Genomic DNA, 16,845 nt, shown 5'->3' on the forward strand with positions numbered 1-16,845 from the left:
TTGCGGCTGGCCGGTAACGCCCGCCTTGTGGCCTTTGCGTTCACCAGGCTCGACAATCTGCGCCTTACTCCCGTCTAACGAGCGCGTCGTTGGGGAATCTTCGCAGCGCATGCCACCGTCGGTGGCCATCCCTGAGGGAGATCCGCCATGCAGCTCGCCGGCAGTCTGACCCTGATCGCGCTCGGCGCGATCCTGAAGTTCGCCGTGACCGACAAGGTCAGCGGCATCGACCTCGGCGTCGTCGGCATCATCCTGATGATCGTCGGTGTCATCGCGCTCCTCGCCGAGCTGGCGTACTGGGCGCCGCGTCGGCGCCGCGTCCGCGTCGTCGAGGCCCCTCCCACCGCCGTGGTGCGCGACCCCTACGGCCCTCGCTACTGACCTCTGGACGGACCTGCATCAGTCAATCTGCATCTCACGCCGCTGCCCGGGTGACGATTCGCGACTCGCTCTGCCCTGCGGGGTGGGGGCGGGTCGCGAATCCGATCGGGTAGGCATGGGCGATGGGAGAAGCGCCGCACTGGGTCCGCGAGTTACGACCGTCTCAGCCGGTACCGATGGTGGCACCGGAGCCGGCGGGGCTCGGGACGCTCACGCAGGCGCTGGGCACCGAACCGGTGGCGTGGGCCGTCGAGCTGGGTCAGGGCATGGCGGCTCACATCGCCGACCGGATCCCGGAGCTCGCCGTCGACGGCATCGTGCAGGACGTCCGTCGTGGGTGCGAGACGGTCGCCCTCGGGGTGCTGGGCACGCTCGCCGTGGACGCCGGCTTCGATCCCGGCACGGCGCTGGGTGTGCTCTCCGGACCGCCGGAGCTCGTCGCGCGCGGAGTGGGCAGTGACGTCATGGTGCACAGCCTGCAGCTGGCCCACGGTTTCGCCCACGCCGCCGTGGTCGACGCCGTCGGCCGGCTGGTGCCGCCGGAACAGCGCTTCGACGAGAGCCGCCGGATCGCCGAGGTGCTCTTCGCCGTCGTGGCGGCGGTGTCGGCGGCGATGATCGCCGAGTTCGACCGGGCCAGCTCCCGCTGGCAGGCCAGTGCGTCGGCGGCTCGCATGGAGGTCATCGACCAGCTGCTGCGCGGTGAGGCGGTGGCAGACGACCACGTCGTCGCCGTGTTGGGCTACGACCTGAGCCGGCATCAGACGGCCCTGGTCGTCTGGGCCGACGACGCTGCGGCCGTGGGCCGCGGCGCGCTCGAACGGGCGGCGTCGGAGACTCTCGGTCGACTCGGCTGCGGTGATCTCGTCGTCCAGCCCATCGGGCGCGCTCGGGTCTGGGCCTGGGGCGGCACCGTGCAGCCGGGGACCGATGTCGACCTGGAGCCAGCGATACCGTCCGGCGTCCGGGTGGCTCTCGGCCGGGGCGGGCCGGGGGCGTCCGGATTCCGGGTGAGCCATCGGCGTGCCCTCGACGCCACCCGCCTCGGGCAGCTCTCCGCCCGCCCCGATCGTCGCCTCTTCGCCTATGACGACGTCGATCTGCTGGTGATGCTGGCCGAGCGACCGGAGCTGCTGCGCGCCTTCGTGGAGCGTGAGGTGGGCGGCCTGCTCGATCCCGCCGCCAACGTCGTGGCGCTGCGCGACACGCTCCGCGTCTACCTCGACACCGGCCGCAGCCTGCAGGAGACCGCCGAACAGCTGCACATCGCCCGCAACACCGTCGCATACCGCGTCCGGCGGGCCGAGGAACTGCGCGGCCGACCCATCGCCGAGCATCAGGTGCAGCTGCGGGTGGCGCTCGCGGTCGTCCACGAGCTGGGAGCCGCGCTGGCGGAGCCGACGCCGAGCTGAACTGGATCAGAAACCAATCCGGAGCCGCCGTTGTGGTTCCTGGTCCATGCCGTCGTGGACGTCGAGCCGCTTAGCTCGTGACGTGCGTGTCACCGCGGTCCGCTCTGCCCTGGCCCCCGGCCGTGCCCTGATCACTGGCGCGAGCTCGGGCATCGGCGAGGCTTTCGCTCGCGCGCTGGCCGTGGGCGGGTGGGACCTCGTGCTGGTCGCGCGACGCGAAGAGCGGTTGCGCGCGCTGGCCGACGAGCTGAGCCGGGCCCACGGCGTGCGGTGCTCGATCGTCGGACTGGACCTGAGCGTCGAACGGGCCGGGCGGCGACTGCGGGAACTGGTCGACGGCGAGATCGACCTGGTGATCAACAACGCGGGGTTCGGCACCCAGGGCCCCTTCGTCGAGACCGACGGCGACGCGCTGTCACAGCAGATCGCGGTGGATCTTCGCGCGGTCGTCGACGTCTGCCACGCCTTCCTCCCGGACATGGTCGCCCGTCGCCGCGGCGCCGTCGTCAACGTGTCGAGCACGACCGCGTTCCAACCGGTGCCGACCATGGCGGTCTACGCGGCGGCGAAGTCCTTCGTGGTGAGCTTCACCGAGGCGCTGTGGCAGGAGCTGAGACCCCACGGCGTCACCGTCTTCACCCTCGCGCCGGGGCCGACACGCACCGAGTTCTTCGATGTCGTCGGTGACACCGCCGCCACGGTCGGCGGCGTACAGCGCATGCAGACCGCTGAGCAGGTCGCCGCGACCGGGCTCCGCACGCTGGCGCGGCGTCACCCACCCCCCACAGTCGTCTCCGGCCTCGACAACGCCGCCACCGCGCGGCTGGCGAAGTTCGTGCCCAGGCGGGTCCTGTTGCCGGCCGTGGCCCGGCTGCTGCGACCGATCAGGTCCGCACGATGACCACCGCACGACCGATCAGGAGGCAGCGATGATTCTGGTGACCAGCGCCGCGGGTGGCGTCGGCCGTCCGCTCGTCCGCGCCCTCGCGCAGCAGGGCGAGAAGGTCCGCGCCCTCGTCAAGAACGATGCCCAGGCCGGGCTCTCCCGGCAGGACGGCGCCGCCGACGTCGTCATCGGCGACCTGCGCGCCCCCGGCGACCTCGAGGCCGCTGTCCTCAGCGCGCACGCGGTCTATCACGCCGCCCCGACCCAGCTCATCGATGAGGTCCCGGTCGCCGAGCGGCTCGTCGCCGCAGCCCGGCTGAGCGGCTCGACCCACATCGTCTTCCACTCGGTGATCCATCCCGACATCGAGGCGTTGACGCACCATCATCAGAAGCTGCGGGTGGAGCAGGTGCTGCGGGACTCCGGGCTGCCGGTCACCGTCCTGCGCCCGTCGCACTACATGCAGAACTACCTCGAGGTGTGGGACTTCCTGCTCGCCGGGTTGATGCCCTATCCGGTCTCTCCCGACAGCGTCATGGGTGTCGTCGATGTCGAGGACGTCGCCGCCGCGGCCGCAGCCGTGCTGCTCCGGCTCGACGACCACGTCGGCATGACCTACGACCTGTCGGCGCAGGAGCTGACCCGTCACGAGATGGCCCGCGACTGGGCCGCGGTGCTCGAGCGTGACGTCACCGCCGTCCGGCTGCCGCCGCGCACCCTGCTCAACCCGTTGGCTGCGGCGGGGGCCCTCGGACCCGCCGCCGCGCGGTCACTCATCGCCACCCGGCTGCGGTCGGCGCCCCAGCTCGCCCGCGGTGTGAAGACGGCGCGCAACGCCCGCGACATGGGCAGCTGGCCGGCCGATGCCCGGCAGAACTACATGCGGATGATGAGCTACTACGACCGGCACGGGCTGCCCGCCGGTGACCTCGACACGCTCCCCACGCTGCTTGGCCGACCCGCGACGTCCCACCTCGACTTCGTCAGGCGCACCGCCGCCCGGCTTCTCGACCAGGCTTAGGGAGGGTGGCCGATTCCTCGGGAATGATGTCGTCGTGCCGGAGCGGTCGTCATCGAGGTTCGCCCGTGACGTGGTGACCATCGGTCGTCAGCATGGTCCGAGGACTGCTGCGTTCGCGGCCGATGTGGATGTCGTGCCGGCTCCGCCGCGGGCCCGGTGCTGTTCGTGGCGTTCTGCGTTGGTCGTCGATCCGCGCCGGCTGGGGCTCTGTGCAGGTGGGGCGCGTTGAGCTCCCCGGCACGGACACCGCTGGTCGACGTCCACGCGCACTTCCTGACCGCCGGCTACGTCGATGCCGCGCGGGCAGCGGGGCACGAGCGGCCGGACGGCATGGCCGGCTGGCCGACCTGGAGCGCTGACGACCACCTGCGGCTGATGGACGAGTGGGACGTCGGTCGAGCGGTGCTTTCGATCTCCTCGCCCGGCGTGCACTTAGGTGAGGACCATGCTGCACGCCTGCTGGCCCGGCAGGTGAACGACGCCGGGGCCGCCATCTGCCGCGCCCACCCGGACCGGTTCGGCCAGTTCGCCTCGCTGCCGTTGCCCGATGTCGACGGTGCCCTCGCCGAGCTCACCCGTGCCCTCGACGAGCTGGGTAGCGACGGCGTCACGCTCGAGACCAACGTCGCGGGTGTCTACCTCGGCGATCGACGTTACGAACCGCTCTACGAGGAGCTGGACAGGCGGCAGGCGGTGGTGTTCGTGCACCCGACGTCGCCCCCGCACGCCGAGCAGATCGCGCTCGGCCGACCACGCCCGATGCTGGAATTCATCTTCGACTCGGCCCGCGCTGTCAGTAACTTGGTCTTCAGTGGCGTTCTCACCAGCTACCGCGACATTCGTTGGGTGTTCACCCACGGGGGCGGAGCATTGCCGTTGTTGGCGGAACGTATGGAGCTGTTCCGCTCGGTCTTTCTCGACGACCCCGCTGACGGGCCGACGGTCCCGGACCAGATGTCGCAGCTGTGGTTCGACATGGCCGGAACCCCCTTCCCGCGGCAGGTCCCGATCATGGTCGAGGCCTTCGGCTCTGACCGCTTGCTCTACGGCAGCGACTACTGCTGGACCCCTGTCTCCAGCGCAGCTCGGCAGGTGGCATCCATCGACAGCGCCCCGCAACCGCGCGACGACTCCTGGCGTGCTCTCACCACGCGCAATGCTCGGAAGTTGTTTGCGCACGGTTGAGCAGAAATGGTGTATCAGGCATGCCGCGTCCTGTTGCCCGACTGCGGTGTGAGGTGAGCCGAGTAGCAGACTCGGTTACCCAGCGTTTACAGACGTGACCTGCGGTCGAAACGGGACGGGCAGAGGCTCTCCCACGACCCGCACCAGTGCGGGGCGCGTCTAGGGTTCCGCCACCGCAGGGTGGGTCTGGTCCGAGAGATGCAGGCGAGACGGCCGCAGCGGTGCGGGGCCTCGTTCCACGGCGGGAGAAAAGCCCGGGAGGCCATACTGGCCCGGGCTGTGGATGCGGTACCGGGCACCGATCGTCGGAGGCCGGCATGACCGCAGTGGTCCATCCACCCACCAGCACCGCACCAGCGTCGGATGCAGACGCCAAGGATCTGCACACCTTCGGCTACGCGCAGAACCTGCACCGCAGCATCGGCAGCTTCGGCTCGTTCGCCGCTGGCTTCTCCTTCGTCTCCATCCTCACCACGGTCTTCCAGCTGTTCAGCTTCGGCTTCGGCTTCGGTGGACCGGCCTTCTTCTGGACCTGGCCGATCGTCTTCGTCGGTCAGCTGCTCGTCGCGCTCTGCTTCTCCGAACTCGCCGCCCGGTATCCGATCTCCGGCTGCATCTACCAGTGGGCCACCCGTCTAGGCGGCCGCTTGTGGGGCTGGACCGCGGGCTGGCTGATGCTGGTCGCGCAGGTCGTGACCGTGGCCGCCGCGGCCATCGCGCTGCAGGTCGTCCTGCCCGCCGTCTGGTCGGGCTTCGACCTGGTCGACAACCCCACCGAGAACGCGGTGATCCTGGGCAGCCTGCTGCTGGTCATCACCACGACCATCAACGCCGTCGGGGTCCGGGTGATGTCGATCATCAACAGCGTTGGCGTCAGCTGCGAGCTGGTCGGTGTGGTGCTGCTCGTCATCGCACTCTTCGCCCACTCCGAGCGCGGCCCCGGCATCGTGCTGCACACGGGTGCCGGTGTCGGCCACGGTGCCGGCTACCTCTGGTCGTTCATCATCGCCGGTCTGATGGCCGCCTACGTCATGGTCGGCTTCGACAGCGCCGGTGAATTGTCCGAAGAAACGCGCAATCCCCGTCGTACCGCGCCGCGGACCATCATCCGGGCCCTCGTCGTCTCGGGTCTCGGCGGCGCGCTCATGCTGCTCGCCACCCTGATGGCCGCCCCCAGCGTCACCGACGGCTCGCTCGGTGATCCGGCCAAGGGCCTGCCCTACGTCCTCACCAGCCGTCTCGGCGACACGCTGGGCCGGATCTTCCTACTGGACGTCGCCATCGCCGTCAGCGTCTGCACGCTGGCCATCCAGACCGCCACCACCCGGATGATGTTCTCGATGGCGCGTGATCACGTGCTGCCGTTCTCGACGGGGCTGGCCACGGTGAACCGCCGCACCGGCACACCGATCCGGCCCGCCGTGGTGGTCGGCGTCCTGACCGTCGCGCTGCTCTACGTCAACGTCAAGAACAGCCTCGTCTTCCTGGCGCTGTCGAGCGTCTGCATCATGCTGCTCTACATCGCCTACCTGATGGTCACCATCCCGCTGCTGGTGCGCCGCCTCCAGGGCGCAGTGCGCGCCGAGGCCGGCCTCTTCTCGCTGGGGCGGTGGGGCGTCCCGGTCAACATCGTCGCCGTCGTCTGGGGCCTGTTCATGGCCGTGAACCTCGGGTGGCCGCGTGCCAAGGTCTTCGGCACGGAGTGGTACCTGCGGTTCTTCCCCGAACTCTTCCTCGGCGGGGCCGTCCTCGTCGGCGCCGTCGCCTTCCTCGCGCAGCGGGCGCAGAATCGGCGCGCCGCCGCTGCCCTCGACCCCGCGCCGGGCGCGGAGGTGACCGCATGAGCTCGCTGCTGACCCACGAGATCCCCGGCGGTGCCGCCTGGTCGGTGCTGTTGCGTGCAGGCCGGCTGCTCCGGCTCACCGCGCAGGCCGACGGCGTCAATTGCTCCACCCTGATCTATCCCGCGCACGACACGGTCGACCGGCTCAACGTGCCGGACACGCTGAAGGCGCAGATGAGCGCCCGGATCGCGGCGCCGATGGTGCTGATGTCCGACCGGGGTCTGGGCCTCGCCTCCGTCGTGTCGTCCACGCTGCCGTGGCACGACGCGCTCTGTGGCCACGGCCTGGACGGTCACGCCGCCGCCTTCGGCGAGACCGACTACCAGCAGGACCGCAACGCCTGGCGCCGGTCGGCCCGCTTCGGACTTCACGCGGAGTTGCTCAAACACGGTCGGGATGCCGACGACCTGCACCCGAGCGTCAACTTTTTCAGCAAGGTCGCGACCGATGACGACGGTTCGCTCGCCTGGACCCCCGGCCACGCCAACAGCGGCGACTCCGTCACGCTGCGGGCCGAAGTCGACCTGCTCGTGGTGCTGAGCACCGCGCCGCACCCACTCGATCCGCGCTGGCAACCGGGACCCGTCCTGGCCGAGGTGCTCGTCGGTGCGCCCTACGGCGACGACGACCCGTCCGTTCGACTGCGACCCGAGAGCGCCCGCGCCCTCGCCGCCGCCAAGGAGGTTTTCGTATGACCGCCACCCTGCCCACCGTCGAGAGCCCGCACGTCATCGACGACGCCGACCTCGACGTCACCGTCGGATCGGGCGACGGCTACCTCGGCCGCATCCCTGCGGGCTCCGCCTTCCGGATCGTCGACCTCTTCGGCAATCAGGCGTGCGACACGCTCTTCTACGACGCGCACGACCTCGGCAACCGCTACAGCGCCATGGACACCGTCCGCGAGCAGGGCAACGTGTACCTGCGTGCCGGCTCCCGACTGCTGTCGCAGCACCTCGACGTGCTCGCCACCATCACCGCCGACACCTGCGGTCGGCACGACACCATCGGCGGCGCCTGCGCCCAGGAGTCCAACGTCGTGCGCTACGGCGGGCACACCCGGCACCAGCACGCCTGTCGCGAGACCTTCCTGCGCTACGGCGCCGCCGCGGGCATCGGTCCGCGTCTGCTCGCACCCAACATCAACTTCTTCATGAACGTGCCCGTCACCGCGGCCGGCGGCCTCACCTTCGAGGACGGGCTGTCCGCGCCGGGCAAGTACGTCGAGATGACGGCGCACCGCGATCTTCTCGTCCTCATCAGCAACTGCCCGCAGCTGAACAACCCGTGCAACGGGTGGGACCCGACCCCGATCCGGCTGCTGCGATGGGACGCGTCGTGACCGCCCTCCGCGCCGCTACCCGCACCGTCACCGTCACCGCGGCCGGCGTGCAGACGACGGTCCAGGATCTCACCGGTCGCGGCGGCCTCTGGGACGTCGGCGTGCCGCCGTCCGGGGCGTGGGACGACCTGTCGTTCGCGCTGGCCAACCGCGCTGTCGGCAACGACGAGACCGCGGCGGGGTTGGAGGCGGTGATGACCGGGCCGGTACTGCGCTTTGCCGAGCGGACACTCGTCTGCCTCGCCGGTGCCGTCCCGGCCGCCACCCTCGACGGCCGTCCCGTACGGCCCGGCGTCGTGACCGTCGTCCCCGCGGGGGGTGTGCTCGATGTCGGTCCCTGCGGCGCGCCGGGAATGCGTGCCTACGTAGCTGTGGCCGGTGGCATCGCGGTGCCCGCCGAGCTGGGGTCGCGCTCGACCTTCCTGCTCGGTGGCTTCGGCGGGTTCGACGGCCGGGCCCTCGAAGCCGGTGACGAGTTGATCATCGGCCGCGCCGAGAACCTCCGCGCCCCGCTGGACGTCGCCCCGGTGCTGCCGTCGCTCACCGACGACTGGCAGCTGCGGGTGCTGGCCGGGCCGCACGGGGCGCCCGAGCACCTCACCACCGACGGCGTCGAGGCGCTCTTCGACACCACCTGGGCCGTGGACCACCGCGCCGACCGGACCGGCATCAGGTTGGTGGGTCCGGCGCCGCGCTGGGCCCGCACCGACGGCGGCGAGGCGGGGTTGCACCCGTCGAACATCCACGACAGCGCGTATCCCGTCGGGGGCGTCATGCTCTCCGGCGACACGCCCGTCATCGTCGGCCCGGACGGCCCCAGCCTCGGCGGCTTCGTCGTGCCGTGCGTCGTCGTGCGGGCCGACCGATGGAAGCTGGCCCAGCTGCGTCCCGGCGACACCGTGCGGCTGGTACCGGTGAGCGCGGACGACGCGGCCGCGGCCAACCGCGAGCGCGACACGCTGCTCGCCGACCCGGCCGCCGCGGTGGCGACGGTCTTCGAACGTTCACTCGCCGGCCGGACGTCGCTGCCCGCGCTCCCGCGTCCTTCGGACGACCGTCACACGGTGCTCGCCGCGGCGCCCGCGACGGGGTTCGCGCCGTCGCTGACCGTGCGGCGCGCCGGGGACCACCACGTGCTGCTGGAGGCGGGCGAGCCCGTCCTGGACCTCACCGTCCGCTTCTGGATGCACTTGCTGGCCGAGGAGCTGCGAGCGGTCACCCGTCCCGGCGTGCTGGAGATCGTCGAGGGCGTGCGATCGGTCCTCGTCAAGGTGGACGAGCGGGTGCTGCCGCCGGCAACGCTCGGGCAGCTGCTGCTCGAGCTGGCCGCCGACGTCCCGGACCCGCGTTCGGTGCAGCTCGACGTCCGTGAGGTGACGCTGCCGCTCGCGCTGGACCACCCGGCGGCCCACGAGGCCATGGCGCGCTACGCCCGCTCGGTGCGCCCGGACGCGCCGTGGTGTCCGGACAACGTCGAGTTCATCCGCCGCATCAACGGGCTGCGCGAGCGCTCGGACGTCTTCGACGTCGTCACCGCCGCGACCTACCTCGTCGTGGGCCTCGGGGACGTCTACCTCGGCGCCCCGGTGGCGGTACCGATCGACCCGAGACACCGGCTCGTCACGACCAAGTACGACCCGGCGCGGACCTGGACACCGCAGAACGCGGTGGGCATCGGCGGGGTGTACCTCTGCGTCTACGGCATGGAGGGGCCGGGCGGCTACCAGCTGGTGGGACGGACCGTCCCGGTGTGGCGGCACGTCCCCGGCTCGCCGGAACGGCCATGGCTGCTGCGGCAGTTCGACCGGCTGCGCTTTGTCCCCGTCACCGCCGACGAGCTGGCCGAGCAGCGTGCGGCCGTCAAGGACGGGGCGCCGCTCCACGTTCGTCCGGCGAGCTTCTCCCTCGCCGAGGTGGACGCCCTCGAGGCTGCGCACGCCGAGGAGATCGCGACGTTCCGCACCGGCCGGCGGGCGGCTTTCGACGCCGAGCGCGACGCCTGGAGCGCACGGTGACGGCGACCCGGGCGCGGGTGGCGACCGCGGTCGACCAGCCGACGTTCATCACTCGCCTCGACCCGGCGGCGTTCCGCGCCGGGGAGGGTCCGCTCGCCGGCCTGCGCGTCGCCGTGAAGGACAACATCGACGTCGCCGGTGTGCCGACGACCGCCGGTTGCCCCGCGCTGGACACCCCGGCGACCGCGCACGCCACCGTCGTGGCGCGCCTGCTGTCGGCCGGCGCAGAGCTGGTGGGCAAGACCAACATGGACCAGTTCGCCACCGGCCTGGTCGGGACGCGCTCGCCCTACGGCGCCTGCCACTCGGTCTTCTCCACCGAGCACGTCAGCGGTGGCAGCAGCTCCGGCTCGGCCGTCGCCGTGGCCACCGGGCTCGCCGACGTCGCGCTCGGCACCGACACCGCGGGCAGCGGTCGGGTGCCGGCGGCCTTCAACGGCATCGTCGGGGTCAAGCCGACCCGCGGGCTGCTCCCCACCACCGGGGTAATGCCCGCGTGCCCGTCGCTGGACTGCGTCTCGATCTTCGCCCGGGACGTCGCCACCGCCCGCACCGCCTTCGAGGCGCTGCTCGGTCCGGACCCGGACGACCCGTACTCCCGGCCCATGCCGGTGCAGCTGCCGGCCGGTGTCGCCCGACGGATGCGGGTGATCGCGGTGCCGGCGGCACCGCTGGACCTCGACGACGAGCACGCCGAGGCGTGGGCGGCGGCTCTGCGGCACGCGGACACCCTCGGGCACGTGGTCCCCGTCGACGTCACCGCGTTCCTCGACGCCGCGCAGCTGCTCTACGGCGGCGCGTTCCTCGCCGAGCGGCTCGAGGCCTTCGGTCACCTGCTCCTCCAGGACGGCCCGCAGCTGGATCCCGTGGTCCGGTCGATCGTGTTCTCCGCCGCGGACCTCCCGGCGACGCGGGTCTATGCCGACCTGCGGCGACTGGCCGAGCTCGCCGCGGCGGCCGCGACGGTGTTCCTCGGGGCGGACGCGCTGCTGCTGCCCGTGACGCCGGGCCATCCGACGCTGGCGCAGGTCGCGGCTGATCCCGTCGGGGCCAATGCCCGGCTCGGCAGGTTCACCAACATGGTGAACCTGCTCGACCTCTGCGCCGTCGCCGTGCCGGCCGCCCCACGGCGCGACGGGCTGCCCTTCGGCGTCCAGCTGCTCGCCCCCGCCTTCGCGGACCGGCCGCTGCTGGACCTCGCGTCCCGCTGGACCGGCGAAGCTCAGCCGGAGGTGGCTTCTCGCTCACTGCTCGCGGTGGCCGGCGCGCACCTGTCGGGCCAGCCTCGCAACGTCGACCTCGTGGCGGCGGGGGGCGTCCTGCACTCGCGCACGCGGACGGCCGCCGGGTATCGGATGCATGTCGTGCCGGGGGCGTTCCCCCGGCCGGGACTGGTGCGCGCCGGCGGCCCCGTCGAGGGTGTCGAGGTCGAGGTGTGGGATCTGCCGGCCGACGGGCTGGGCGCCGTCCTGCCCACGGTCGCCCGGCCGCTGTCGCTCGGCGAGGTGGAGCTGGCCGACGGCAGCGTGGTCACTGGTTTCGTGGCCGATCCGACGCAGGTGGGGGAGGACATCACGGGGTACGGTTCCTGGCGCGCCTACCTCGCGCGCGCCCGGTGAGCCGAGCGCGGCGACGCGGAGGTGCGCCTTCGGCTCGCTGCCGCCTTCCTCTGACGAGCGCACACCTCTGGCAGCCTCACGACGTGCTCGCGTGGAGGTCGTCGACCGTCAGGATGTCGACGTGCGGGCCGATCGCCGACAGTCGCACCGCTTCGGCGGCACGGCCGACGTCGGCGGCGAAGAGCACGACGGCCAAGGACTCGCGAGCGCGGGACACGCAGACGTAGAAGAGCCTGCGGGTGCGCTCGATCGTCGAGTCCAGACCCTTCGATTGATTCTCGACGTCTTGTGCGGACGGCTCCTTGAGGCCCAGCAACTTGTCGTAGGAATACTGGAAGTGCCGGCCCTCGTCGTCGTCGAGGACGACGATCACCCGTTCGAACTCCGAGCCCTTCGTGCCGTGCTGCGTGGCGTACGGAGACTCCTGGTTGACGTAGGTGTAGTACCCCTGCAGCTCGGAGACGCCGCATTCGCTCATCGCCTCCAGGACGTCGCGTGTCGTCTCGTCCAGGACCACGTCGCCCTGCTCGCCCTCGGGATACAGAGCGGCGGCCATCCGCGGGTCCAGCTCGAGGAGGCCGTGTTCTGCCGCGAGCCGAAGCACGTCACCCAGCTTTGCGTCGCTCGAATGCCGGGCACGCTGCCGCACCTGCGTAACAGCGTCCTTCGCGGACGCCATAGCGGCCTTAAGCTGTCGAGTGGCTTGGCCGGAGCGCAACAGCGGGCTGTGTGCTCGCAGAACGTCCAGAACCGCAGTCGGCCTCGCCTCGGGTGCGAGACAGAGGGGAACGATGACGTCCCGGAAGGGCGTGAGTGGCCACGCGTGACCATCGTCGAAGGCCTGCGCCAGGCTGGCAGACTTGTGGTCATGGAAGGCGGAGTACAGGCCTTCGAATCCGAGCCGCTTCGCGGCCATGCGATGCACGATCATGAGGATCTTGGCGCCACCGTCGTGGTCGCCGCGCGACCAGTTCCCCGCCTGGCTGTGCTCGTCCAACCAGGCGCGTACCAACTCCAATCGCTCGCCACGCTGGTCATCGGCGGGAAGGACGAAACAGAAGGCCTCGCCCTCGGTCTGTTCGTCGAGCCCGGTCTGCTGCTGCAACGAATCGCCTTCGCCACGTACGGCGTTGACACAGGCGAGCACGCGACGCGACGAACGGAAGTTCTCGGGCTTGGCGACCACGCGCCAGCCGGGCTCCCGGGACACCGAGACAACGCCCTGTGGGTAGATCTGCTGCATCGGGTCACCGAAGAATCCCAGGCACATCTTCCCGCCCGCGAGGGACCAGACATGTTTGAGGGACCGCACCACCTCGGGAAAGGTGTCCTGACTCTCGTCCACGAGGATGAAAGGGAACTGGCGCGCGACCAGACGTGCCAGCAGCGGACGTTCGAGGATCAGTTCCGGCGTCATCGTCATGATGTCGTGATGGCCGACGACGCCGCGGCTGTAGTCCGCGCCGATCCCGTAGGTCCAGGCTGTCACGTGCTCGACGGCCGCCCGCTGTCGTCGGCGCTTGGCCAGATCAGCCAGGTCCTTGTCCTTCGTCGTCTCGCGCGTCCGTGGCGAGTAACCGGCCCGCTTCTGCTCGAGCTGCGCGATCAGCTCGTCGACATGTGTCTCCACCCACGCGCCAATATCCCGCTGGAACGGCTTCATCAGCATCCAGAGAAAGCTGTGGATCGTGGAGACCACCGCGAGCGGATCGTTTCCGATCTCGTCATGAATCTCGCGGGCGCCGATCTCGGTGTAGGTAATGCACGCGACGCGCTGCGTCTTGGCCAGCAGGGACGGCCCGCGGGTATGCGTGATGTGGGCCAGTGCCTTCACCAGCGATGTGGTCTTTCCTGAACCGGCGCCGGCGACCACGGTGAACCCGGCAAGTTCATCACCATCCAGGATCTGCCGTATCTCCTCGTCGGCGGCAGTGTCCGGTGTGGCGAGTCTCGACGTCATGGCGCGTCAGACCCCTCGGCCAGCGAGGCGGCGAGTTCTGCCGGTGCGAGGAGTTCGAGCTTCGCCTGCAGCCACCGGAGTCCCTCTGCCATGTACCCCGGGGCCTGCCAATCCTGCCCGGCGGCGGCGATCACTCCCAGCGCAAACGCGGTCTTGTCGAAGCCGGAGTCCCGGACGCGCAGGAAGAGCGCGCGATGGAGGTCGTCGATCGAGAGCTCGGCGGCCTCGGCGATGCGGAGGCCCAGCGACGCGCCCTCGGTGCTCTGCGTCCAAGCGAGGTTCTGCAGAGCAAAAGCTTCCTCCAGAGTCCTCCCCGCCCGTTCCTCGGTCGCGCCTTTCCACGTCACAGGTTCGCGGGTCTGGTAGGCGACGCGAACGAGACCGGCCGTTCCGTCCGCGCGGGGCGGCGCCTTCGCCTCGGGTGGTGCCGCCAGCAGGCCACCGATGCTGTTGATCTTCGGTAGCCACTGCTTCAACGTCGCATTGGAGGTCACGGCCCCCGGTGTCTCGACCTCGCAGGCCGACGATGCGCCCGGCTTGGTGGCAACGACATCCGTCGTCGCATCGGCGACCGCCTTCGTAGCCACGCTGTCCAGGTCGGTGATCACGAGTGTGGGCAGCTCGAGAAAATCGACGAGCTTTGCGAACTTGTGCGCGAACGCACCTCCCACTTCCAGAATGGTGAGGTGGCACGACCGGAGTTCCTGCGCTGACCGCTCTATGACGAGCGGTAGCAAGAGTCGTTCAACGTTGCCCTCGACCAGAACCACGGCGTCGGCGAAGAACAGGTCGCAGTGAGTGAGCTTGAGGTACTGCTGCAAGAACTCCCGGGTCGCAACTTCCTCGTTGTCGTAGAAGGTCGACAGGTTCTTGACGTCGCTGCACTGAAGGCCATCAGGGCCGGCCGATCGGCAGAAGTAGCGGATCGGTGTGAAGCTGCTCTCGTAGATGATGTGGGGCGAGTGCGTCGTGACCACCAGCTGTGTCTGGAAGTCTGCCTCGGCCTCGGGCAAGATCTCGATGATCTTCCGGATGAACACCTGCTGCAGCTGAGCATGCAGATGGGCCTCGGGTTCTTCGATGATGACCAGGTGAATCGGCGGTCGATCCTTTTCGGCCTCGGCCCACGCATAGTGGAAGTCCAGCACCTCCACCACCATGTAGATGAGGTTCTTGAAGCCGAGGCCGTTGTACTGGTCGGGGAGCGTCTGCTCGATCGCCGTGCCCCCGTCGGCTGTCGGCAATGCGTAGTGAACCTTGGCGCCGGTGGTGAGAATGTCATAGGCGTCGAAGGACGCCTTGACGACCAGGCCGGGGTTTGCGACACCGGGATACCCGACCTCGCCGAGGCGGTCCAGGGTGGGGCCGAAGACGTCTGCGAAGTGCCGGGTGAGCTTCTCCTCCGACTCGGCGATCGCGCCGAGGGCATCCAGGTCACTGTCGAGCTTTTGCAGGTTGCGCTCGTAGAACCGACTCAGCCGCTTCGACAGATCCTCACTTCTCCCGTGCGAGTCGAGATCCGAGAGGTGTCGCTGCGCATTGAGGAAGTCGATGCGGATGAGGGAGTCGAGGATGTTGGCCGCCCCGCTGGTGTGGGTGCCGAGGGAGAAGGCGTGCCGGTCATCGGTGAGCACCAGGTCGGCGTCACATTGCGTGGCGTCGAGCGCGAAATACTTGATCTCGTACTCCCGCTGGAGCTGCTTGGTGAGGTAGTCAACCATCGATTGGGGCCACGGCTTGTAGGCAGACTGTGCGTCGCCCACGGCCACCTCGGCCTTGGCGCGCGCCTCCTTGTAGTTGGTCACGAGGCTGGCGCCGTCTCTCGGCGCGTAGACCATGCGTACGCCGACGGGTTCGTCCGCCCAGTCGAGGCTTGTCAGAAGCGGAAGCACGCGATGAAGGTTGTCCTCGTCGACGTCGAACCACAGGTCGAGCGTGATCCGCGGGAGGTCGGCGTCGGCGTCACCGCTCTCGGTGTCGAAGGCGTTGAACGCTGCCCAGCAGTCTGCGGTGAAGTCGTAGATCTGGAATGGTGCCCGTGGCTGCCGGGAGAGGAACAGCTGGAGCAGATGAGTCGCAGACGTCTTGCCGCTGTTGTTGGCACCGACGAAGATCGTTCGGCCCGGATCGAGATCAATCCGTGCATTCTTCAATCGTCGGAAGTTCTCGACGCGAAAACATTTGATGCGCATGACGCCCCCGTAGCCGAAACAGAAAATTGGTGTTCTCCCGCGCCCGTAAGAAGGTGCCCGCCATGTCGGTGGTCACCATGTCCGGCGTCGTCGTCAGGGTCGTGGCCAGTGCACCGCTCTGCCTGAATGAATCGGTGAGGAGCCTATCGTTCGGCGCCGGGTAGCTCTCGTCGAGTGTGCACCAAGCGCATCGCGCTGTTGGGGTGCGCTCCACGTATTCGAGAATGCAGTGGCGTAAGCGGTCGGCGAGGTGGTCTATACCGATTGCTCCGGTCTCGCAGATTCCTCGTGTCAGGGCGCGTGCCTCGGGCTCGCTCACATCTTAATGGGCCAATACCGCCAAGGCGACGCGACAGATCTTCTGCTGTGTAGGAGTGAACGCGTGCTGCAGCTGATCAAGGTGCTGCGGATTCGGGGCGACCAGATCGAGATCGAACCGGCACCACGGGAAGGAGTCGTCGGCGCTCGCAATCGGCTCCACGCTGCGAAGGTCGACGCGTCCTCTGCAGCGCGGCGGCAGCTCGCACGACCGGACCTGTGACCGCGTGGGGAGCGGACGTAAAGGCGGCGTCGGAACCTTGCTCGACCGCGCGCGAGATCGCTGACACCGCTGGTCACCGAGCCGTCGCCGTGTCGTCGTGGGTGAAGCCGGTGGTGGCGGTGCGGAGTTGTGTGGACGTCCGGGCGAGTCGTCGATGGCAATGCGGGTTTGGGACAGTGCAGTGGTGGTGGAGTCGGGGGCGGTGGCGATGGTGAGTTGGTAGTCGCTGATCTGGCGGATGACCTCGCTGAGGCGAGCAATCGCCTCGACGGCGGTGCCGGTCTCGGCCCGGATGGTCTGAACGCGGGTGGCGTTGTCCTCGGTGGCTCGCGCGGTTTCTTGGGCGGGGCGTGCGGTCCGATCACCTCGCTGTACGCAGTTGATCCCGACGGCAATCTGGTCGAGGTTGCCCACTACGCGTGACAACGGCGGAGCGCTGAGCCGCTA

Annotated in this window: 13 protein-coding genes and 1 riboswitch; of the genes, 10 read left to right on the top strand and 3 right to left on the bottom strand. The window is 69.6% G+C overall.

The genetic code is table 11. The features are described from left to right. Positions 1-147: 147 nt before the first annotated feature. The 10 genes from AC0NZQ_RS08625 to atzF all read left to right on the top strand — a co-directional run bounded on the left by AC0NZQ_RS08625 (position 148) and on the right by atzF (position 11,705). The gene (locus AC0NZQ_RS08625) at positions 148-381 is read left to right on the top strand and encodes a DUF6458 family protein (protein WP_474529301.1); all 234 of its coding nucleotides are present in this window, start codon (positions 148-150) and stop codon (positions 379-381) included. 176 nt (positions 382-557) lie between these two features. Then, entirely contained in the window at positions 558-1,793 is a 1,236-nt protein-coding gene (locus AC0NZQ_RS08630) for a PucR family transcriptional regulator (RefSeq protein WP_474529302.1), read from the top strand. 82 nt (positions 1,794-1,875) lie between these two features. Then, positions 1,876-2,694, top strand: coding sequence for an SDR family NAD(P)-dependent oxidoreductase (locus tag AC0NZQ_RS08635; RefSeq protein ID WP_474529303.1), 819 nt, complete (start codon positions 1,876-1,878; stop codon positions 2,692-2,694). A gap of 28 nt (positions 2,695-2,722) precedes the next feature. Continuing rightward, a complete protein-coding gene (locus tag AC0NZQ_RS08640; RefSeq protein WP_474529304.1) occupies positions 2,723-3,700 on the top strand; it encodes an SDR family oxidoreductase in 978 nt (325 codons plus the stop codon). 207 nt (positions 3,701-3,907) lie between these two features. Beyond that, positions 3,908-4,885 carry an amidohydrolase family protein gene (locus tag AC0NZQ_RS08645; protein ID WP_474529448.1) on the top strand — a complete coding sequence of 326 codons (978 nt, stop codon included), beginning with the start codon at positions 3,908-3,910 and terminating at the stop codon, positions 4,883-4,885. A gap of 148 nt (positions 4,886-5,033) precedes the next feature. Beyond that, a riboswitch (guanidine-I (ykkC/yxkD leader) is annotated at positions 5,034-5,148 on the top strand. A 54-nt stretch (positions 5,149-5,202) separates the two neighbouring features. Beyond that, the gene (locus tag AC0NZQ_RS08650) at positions 5,203-6,729 is read left to right on the top strand and encodes an amino acid permease (protein ID WP_474529305.1); all 1,527 of its coding nucleotides are present in this window, start codon (positions 5,203-5,205) and stop codon (positions 6,727-6,729) included. Next, positions 6,726-7,424 (top strand): urea amidolyase associated protein UAAP1, encoded by a 699-nt coding sequence (locus tag AC0NZQ_RS08655; protein ID WP_474529307.1) that lies wholly within the window; start codon positions 6,726-6,728, stop codon positions 7,422-7,424. The genes AC0NZQ_RS08650 and AC0NZQ_RS08655 overlap by 4 nt, the downstream gene beginning before the upstream one ends. Then, the gene (locus AC0NZQ_RS08660; protein WP_474529308.1) at positions 7,421-8,071 is read left to right on the top strand and encodes an urea amidolyase associated protein UAAP2; all 651 of its coding nucleotides are present in this window, start codon (positions 7,421-7,423) and stop codon (positions 8,069-8,071) included. Before AC0NZQ_RS08655 ends, AC0NZQ_RS08660 begins: the two co-directional genes overlap by 4 nt. Beyond that, positions 8,068-10,086, top strand: coding sequence for a 5-oxoprolinase/urea amidolyase family protein (locus AC0NZQ_RS08665; protein ID WP_474529309.1), 2,019 nt, complete (start codon positions 8,068-8,070; stop codon positions 10,084-10,086). The genes AC0NZQ_RS08660 and AC0NZQ_RS08665 overlap by 4 nt, the downstream gene beginning before the upstream one ends. Further along, the gene (atzF, locus tag AC0NZQ_RS08670) at positions 10,083-11,705 is read left to right on the top strand and encodes an allophanate hydrolase (protein WP_474529310.1); all 1,623 of its coding nucleotides are present in this window, start codon (positions 10,083-10,085) and stop codon (positions 11,703-11,705) included. Before AC0NZQ_RS08665 ends, atzF begins: the two co-directional genes overlap by 4 nt. A 76-nt stretch (positions 11,706-11,781) precedes the next feature. On the opposite strand, the gene AC0NZQ_RS08675 is transcribed toward atzF, so the two are convergent. The 3 genes from AC0NZQ_RS08675 to AC0NZQ_RS08685 form a co-directional block, all read right to left on the bottom strand. Next, a complete protein-coding gene (locus AC0NZQ_RS08675; protein WP_474529311.1) occupies positions 11,782-13,665 on the bottom strand; it encodes a UvrD-helicase domain-containing protein in 1,884 nt (627 codons plus the stop codon). Next, on the bottom strand, positions 13,662-15,857 hold the full coding sequence (locus AC0NZQ_RS08680) for an ATP-dependent nuclease (protein WP_474529312.1): 2,196 nt from the start codon (positions 15,855-15,857) through the stop codon (positions 13,662-13,664). The genes AC0NZQ_RS08675 and AC0NZQ_RS08680 overlap by 4 nt, the downstream gene beginning before the upstream one ends. Positions 15,858-16,179: 322 nt before the next feature. Next, entirely contained in the window at positions 16,180-16,812 is a 633-nt protein-coding gene (locus tag AC0NZQ_RS08685) for a hypothetical protein (RefSeq protein ID WP_474529313.1), read from the bottom strand. Between the last annotated feature and the right edge of the window lie 33 nt (positions 16,813-16,845).

The sequence above is a fragment of the Jatrophihabitans sp. sgz311053 genome (assembly GCF_056135305.1).